This is a genomic window from Ruminococcus sp. AF17-12, assembly GCF_003479245.1.
GTDB classification, from domain to species: Bacteria; Bacillota; Clostridia; order Lachnospirales; family Lachnospiraceae; genus Blautia_A; species Blautia_A fusiformis.
The window spans coordinates 1-6,488 of record NZ_QUGY01000029.1; the positions used below are offsets into that span (position 1 = coordinate 1).

6 protein-coding genes are annotated in these 6,488 nt (G+C 45.5%); 5 read left to right on the top strand and 1 reads right to left on the bottom strand.

The window, feature by feature from the left end; genetic code table 11:
• A partial coding sequence (locus tag DWW77_RS17725) for a helix-turn-helix domain-containing protein (RefSeq protein WP_147419602.1) occupies positions 1-878 on the bottom strand: 878 nt, incomplete at its 3' end.
• A gap of 186 nt (positions 879-1,064) precedes the next feature.
• On the opposite strand from DWW77_RS17725, the gene DWW77_RS17730 reads away from it, so the two are divergent.
• From DWW77_RS17730 to DWW77_RS17750, 5 genes are all read left to right on the top strand, one after another.
• A complete protein-coding gene (locus DWW77_RS17730; RefSeq protein ID WP_009203546.1) occupies positions 1,065-1,676 on the top strand; it encodes an MptD family putative ECF transporter S component in 612 nt (203 codons plus the stop codon).
• Positions 1,673-2,398, top strand: a complete 726-nt coding sequence (locus DWW77_RS17735) for an energy-coupling factor transporter transmembrane component T (protein ID WP_118609259.1) — start codon at positions 1,673-1,675, stop codon at positions 2,396-2,398. Before DWW77_RS17730 ends, DWW77_RS17735 begins: the two co-directional genes overlap by 4 nt.
• Positions 2,395-3,867 carry an ABC transporter ATP-binding protein gene (locus tag DWW77_RS17740; protein ID WP_118609260.1) on the top strand — a complete coding sequence of 491 codons (1,473 nt, stop codon included), beginning with the start codon at positions 2,395-2,397 and terminating at the stop codon, positions 3,865-3,867. Before DWW77_RS17735 ends, DWW77_RS17740 begins: the two co-directional genes overlap by 4 nt.
• 3 nt (positions 3,868-3,870) lie before the next feature.
• Positions 3,871-5,634, top strand: a complete 1,764-nt coding sequence (locus DWW77_RS17745) for an ABC transporter ATP-binding protein (protein ID WP_118609261.1) — start codon at positions 3,871-3,873, stop codon at positions 5,632-5,634.
• Positions 5,627-6,488: ABC transporter transmembrane domain-containing protein (locus tag DWW77_RS17750; protein WP_147419603.1), on the top strand; the 862-nt coding region annotated here is incomplete at its 3' end. The genes DWW77_RS17745 and DWW77_RS17750, both read left to right, overlap by 8 nt.

The window sequence follows — 6,488 nt, forward strand, 5'->3', positions numbered from 1 at the left end:
CCTACTGTTTGGGCAACTTGCCCGACTGTCAGCTCTGTATATGCCAGCAGATATTCTGCTTGGCTCATGCGCCGCTGTTGAATATATTCCGTGATGGTGCAGTCGTAGTATTTCTTAAAACAGCTTTTGAGCTTTGTTGTTCCCATGCAGGCAATCTGTGTTAGCCGTTCCAGAGGAATATCAAAAGCATAGTGATCGCTAAGATAAGCGGCAACTATTTGGAGATTTTCAATATCCTGTTGAGAGAGCTTATGGGCTGGTTTATCAGGATGTTTCTTCTGATATTCCACCACTATTGAAACAGCTTCTGCGACTTTACCCTCATAAAAAAGTTTTGCTGCAATCCCTTCCCCGCGATAGTCTTTGATTTCTGTGAGTAACCGTGACATTTCTGGAAAGTCGGATGTTTGGTCGATCTTCCGAAATGCATCCACAGGATTGATCTGTGCCTCCGGGTACAGTTTTTTCAGGTAGTCCTCATAATATGCCGGTGCAATCTCAATCCCAACCGAACGGATTGGAATATTTTTATGTATCAAAGCCTTGTATGGAGCGTAGCCTCCAATAAATGTTTTGATACAACCGGCAGACAGTCTACGGTATGGAGATAATTCCTCCCCGGAAATAGAGTCATACCGAGTGATACTCAGACATTCCGGCATGGAGCATTCCAACATGAAATCTTCGTGGAAGGAAAAGTTATGGATTTTAATATCATATAAGTCTTTCTGTCCATAAGTCCAGTAGGTGCCTTCTCCAACTTCGGGAGAAAGTTTCCAGCAGTCACCTAATGCCCCATATTGCTGGTTGTTTGGGTCACGGATAAAACCGTGTCCAATCAGTAGCGGTGTATAAAACTGGTCAATAATTTCAGACATGAAAACAGACCGCCTCCTTTTTGCAACGATTAGACGAACTTTTGAAAGGAACAGACGAACATTGCCGGAACCTATTGAATGTTGTTCGATAAATGCGTATTGTATTAGACGAAGATTAGAGGTATCTAACCGAAGAATATCACAAACCACTTGTCGAGTCAAGACAATGAAAGGTAGGAGGTCAAAATGAGTAATCAAGTAAATTCTATGAACAAAGGTCTGACAGTGAAAGACCTTGTAACAACAGGTATTTTTACTGCACTGTTATTTGTTTTTGTATTGGTGGGCGGTGTCTTTTTTGCAACGAATCCTGTACTTACTTTTTTCATGCCAGCAGGAGGTGGGCTGCTTGCTGGCCCCATTTATCTTTTGCTGATTGCAAAAGTACATAAGCGTTGGAGCCTTTCTATAATGGGCGTTATCATGGGTATTATTTGGTTCGTGACTGGTATGCACTGGGCTTTTGCATTGGGTTACATGATCATGGCGATTGTCGCGGACTTTGTTGCTGGTGCAGGGCAGTACAAAAGCAAAAAACTCAACAGCCTGTCTTATATCCTGTTCTCTCTCGGTGGCACTGGTTCATATATCGTGTTCTTTGTTGACCCCAACGGCTGGGCACAGACCATGCTGGGGAACGGAACTGAACAGAGTTACATCGACACCATGCAGGCAACTGCAAATACCGGCATCCTGATTGCCATGTTTGCTGCTGTTATCATTACATCTGCAATCAGCGCTTTTGTAGGCTGCAAAATGCTGAAAAAGCAGTTTGAAAAAGCAGGTATTACAGCATGAGCGGTAAACGCCACAAGAAAGAGCTTTGGCTCGACCCACGGACCAAGCTCTTTCTTATTCTTATGTGTGTTTTATCGTCCATGTTTGCGCCCTCACTTGCATATCAATTTATCCTTGTTATGCTGATTGCGATATTGGGGGCTTTCTTTGGAAAGTGGAAATATGTCATTAAGGCTGTATGCTTTTATGCGGCCATCTGTGCCCTGACAGTTTGGATCATGGCAGAAATGACAGGCACGCTACGGACAATGTTTATTGCCTTTTTAGGCTTGTTTCATAAGGTCTATGCGTGCGGAACCTTGGCTGGGATTGTTCTGACTACTACAAAAGTCAATGAGTTCCTGTCTGCTATGAACCGTGTCCGCGCACCCAAAAAGTTAGTAATTCCTATGGCAGTTATGCTGCGGTACATTCCAACTATTCAAGAGGACTGGCGCTATATCACAGACGCTATGCGAATGAGAGATGTTTCACCATCTCTGGCGGGCTTTTTAACACATCCGGGCATGACGGTTGAGTGTATTTATGTGCCTTTATTGATGGCAGCTTCAAAAGCGGCGGATGATCTTTCTGTTGCTTCTGTCACTCGTGGAATTGAAAATCCCAATCCACGCACCTGTCTTGTCCAGATAAAATGCGGAATTTCCGATTGGGGCGTCATGGCCGTTGCCGTAGCTTATCTGATTTTTGAATTATGTGTGCGAGGAGGTGTGATCGGTTGATTGAGTTTGAAAATGTATCGTTTTCCTATACGGGGCAGGAACATGGTGGGCTGCGCGACATCAATTTGAAAATTTCGGACGGAGAATTCGTCCTGTTCTGTGGCCGCAGCGGGTGCGGAAAAACAACGATTACAAGGCTGGTGAATGGACTGATCCCTCAGTTTTATCAGGGGGAGCTTCATGGCCGTGTGCTGGTAGATGGTCAGGAAATCAGCAATATCCCCATGTATCAGATTGCCGCTAAGGTTGGCTCCGTTTTCCAAAATCCACGGACGCAGTTTTTCAATGTTGATACAGACAGTGAGATTGCCTTTGGAATTGAAAATGAAGCTCGCCCTCCTGAGAAATTGGCTGAGCGAGTAGAGCAGACAACTGAAGATTTGCATATTCAAAAGCTGCGAAACAGAAATATTTTTGAGTTGTCCGGCGGAGAAAAGCAGAAAATCGCCTTTGCTTCTGTTTATGCCATGAACCCACAGATTTATCTATTGGATGAACCATCCTCTAATCTGGATATGACTTCGATCCAGGAACTAAAGGAACATTTGCGGCTGATAAAAAAACAGGGCAAAACAGTTTTGATAGCGGAACATCGTCTGTACTACCTGATGGAGTTGGCTGACCGAATTGTTTATCTGGAAAAAGGAGAAATCAAAGGAATATACACCCCGGAAGAATTTTGGCAGCTATCTGAACCTGATCGTGAACACATGGGGCTGCGAGCTGTTGATCTACAGGCGGTATTCCCGCAAAAAGCCCACTTGCCTGCGCCTACCCCTGTATTGGAGCTGCGGAATGTGACGCTCCGTTACAAGAAGCAAACAATTTTGCATGACATTGAGCTATCCGCCGGAAGGGGCGAAGTGATTGGCGTAGTTGGACATAACGGAGCTGGAAAAACTACATTTTCCCGCGCTCTCTGTGGGCTTCACAAAGACTGTGATGGACAATTCTTGTGGGAAAGAAAGCCGATTGAGCGTAAGGCAAGGCTAAAACGCTCCTACATGGTTATGCAGGATGTGAATTATGAACTTTTCGCTGACAGTGTGGAGGCAGAGTGTTCCTTTGGTATACGCAATCCAGATCAAACACTGGTAAATGCAACTTTGGAGGAATTGGGCCTTGCCCCATACCGGAAGCGCCATCCAAACACGCTTTCCGGCGGTCAAAAGCAACGAGTAGCAGTGGCTGTCAGCATGATTTGTGGGAAAGACTTGCTTGTATTTGATGAACCGACCAGCGGTCTTGACTTTGACAGTATGACGCAGGTGGCGGGACTGATCCGGCGATTATCCGATATGGGAAAAGTCATTTTCATTGTCACCCATGATTTTGAGTTTGTCTGCCGTACCTGTTCTCGTGTCTTGCATTTTGACGAAGGTGAAATTCCCGATGACGTATCAGTTATAATGGAGGCCCTCCCGAAATTGAGAGAGCTTTTCTCTGTTTCAGATGGAAAGGAGAGGTAGTCTATGAAGCAGAAAAAAGAAAACAGTATGGCATTGCTGCTCCATTGGGCCGGAGAACAGAAATTTTGGTTGTTTCTGGCAATCCTGCTGTCCATGTGCAGCGGGCTGTGTATTATTGTCCCATACATTGGGATTTACAGGTTGATGGATGCCACATTCAACAATGCCTGCACAAAAGAACTTGTGGTGCAGACTGTGGCAATGATTGCCGCTGCTGTCACCCTGCGTTTTGTACTGTTCGGATGTTCCGGCGTGGCTGCCCATAAAGGGGCGTATGGTGCACTGTTCAAAGTGCGCTGTATGGTGGCGGAACACATGGCCAGAGCGCCTTTGGGTGCCCTAAATGAACGGTGCACAGGGGATATTAAAACGGTTCTGAATGAAGATATTGAAAAACTGGAACTATTTCTGGCGCATAATCTTCCTGACCTTGTGTGCTATCTGGTTGGGCCGGTGGTCATCTTTATTTATTTGATGACCGTTAATGTTCCACTGGCGTTGATTTCTCTTGTTCCGCTGGTTCTGGCTGTAGTTGTAATGGGGGCGATGTTCCGCAATACCGATGATTTGATGGAACGGGCCAACCAATCCATTACCACACTAAATTCTGTTATGATCGAATATATCGGCGGAATGAAATTGATTAAAGCCTATAACATGGGGAGCAAGTCCTTCCAGAAATTTTCCGGCGCAATCCATGAGGAAAATGCCATGTGGAATGAGACTTCCCGACGTATGGGGCCTCCGTATGCAGCGTTTGTCGTTATCATTGAATGTGGAATGCTGCTGATGGTTCCGATAGGCGGGATGTTTTTCCTGAAAGGTTCACTGACAGCCAGTGCGCTTCTGCTGTTTGTTTATGTCGGTTCTATGTATCTGACGGAAATTCGGCCTTTACAGGAATTGGGTACAAACTTTGCAAATGTACTGAACGCTATTACCAAGACCAAAGAGATACTGAATATTCCGATTTATGAGGGTGGAACAGACTTCCCCCAAAAACATGATATTGAACTTCAGAATGTCCGATTTTCTTATGACGGCAAAACCGATGTACTGCATGGTGTCAACCTCAAAATCAATGATGGTGAGCGCATGGCTCTTGTGGGCCGATCTGGTGCCGGTAAAAGCACTGTGATTGAACTGATTTCCCGGTTCTACGATGTGCAGGAAGGAGAAGTGCTGATTGGCGGCAAAAATGTCAAGGAGCTTGACTACGATACCATTCTGAAAAATATAGCTATCGTATTTCAAAAGACCTTCCTCACCCGTGACAGCGTGCTGGAAAATATCCGTATGGGTAGTAACGCTACTCTGGAAGAAGTGCGGGCTGCCGCAAAAGAGGCACAGATTGATGACTTTATCATGTCCCTGCCGGATGGATATGACACAAAAGTGGGCAGTTTCGGCTCCCGCTTTTCTGGCGGAGAAAAACAGCGGATCGCGATTGCCCGCGCAATTCTGAAAAATGCACCTATCTTGATTTTGGACGAGGCCACAAGTGCCTCTGACCCGGAAAATCAGATGGAGATTGATAAAGCTATTCAAAATCTATGCAAAGGCAAAACAGTCATTGTAGTAGCACACCGTTTGAGTGCTTTGAAAATGTGCAACCGGGTGGCTGTAGTGGAAAACCATACAATTACCAATGTTGGCACCCATGAGGAAGTTCGGAAGACCAACGCCTACTATCGAAAAGCGTGGGATGACTACGAAACAGCCCGGAATATCACTTATCAGTTGGAGGGAGGCGAGCAGTATGAATGAGCACGATGTATTAAAAAAGAATCACAATTTCTATATTGGTGTTGGCGGTACTGTTCTGGAAGGACTTCTCTCCGGCAGCCTATTTATGCTGCTTTACTCTGTTATGCAGTTTTTGTGGTCGGGTCAATTTGACATGAACCGCGTTCTGGCTCTGACCGGTATTATTGCAGTGGTTTTTCTTCTCCGTATCCTGATTTACAGCTACGGTTATACCAAAGCGCAGATTGGCGGTGCGGAGGTCAGTAAGAATATTCGGCTTTTTATGGGTGACCATTTGAAGCGCATCCCACTGTCCCGCTTTACGCAGGGGCAGACCGGCGATTATATCAACACCATTACAAGCGACGTAAACAACTACGAAAAAATCCTGACCCATAAAGTCGGAGATTTCGCAAAGAATTTTGCCCTGTCATTGATGTTGATTGTCTTTGTTATGACGCTCTATGTTCCGGCAGGAATTATCCTGCTGATAGCCGATCTTCTTTTAATCCCCGGCCTATGGCTTTCTTTCCGCATGGTACGGAAATATGGAAAAGAAAAGAACGATATTTGTGCGGAGAACGTCAGCAGCATTGTTGAGTATGTTTCTGGTATTCAGACTTTCCGAGCTTATGGTGTAGGCGGTATGAAGAACAAAACTGTTATCAACGCCATGCGGGAGTTTTCCCGGATCAGCTTTGTGTACGAATCAAAAGTGCTTCCTATTGGTGCGGTCTTTGGTATTTTGAGTTGGCTGTCTTGCCCGCTGGTTATCTTGCTGGCCTATGCACCCTGGGTCGCAGGGACACTGAACATGGTGGACTACCTTTTGATTTGTATGCTGCCCCTGTTCTGTGCAAAGCTGGCTAACTCGA

Excerpts from the sequence above, each read along its gene's own strand:
- DWW77_RS17730 (WP_009203546.1), top strand. The coding sequence starts at position 1,065 with ATGAGTAATCAAGTAAATTCTATGAACAAAGGTCTGACAGTGAAAGAC.
- DWW77_RS17735 (WP_118609259.1), top strand. The coding sequence starts at position 1,673 with ATGAGCGGTAAACGCCACAAGAAAGAGCTTTGGCTCGACCCACGGACC.
- DWW77_RS17745 (WP_118609261.1), top strand. The coding sequence starts at position 3,871 with ATGAAGCAGAAAAAAGAAAACAGTATGGCATTGCTGCTCCATTGGGCC.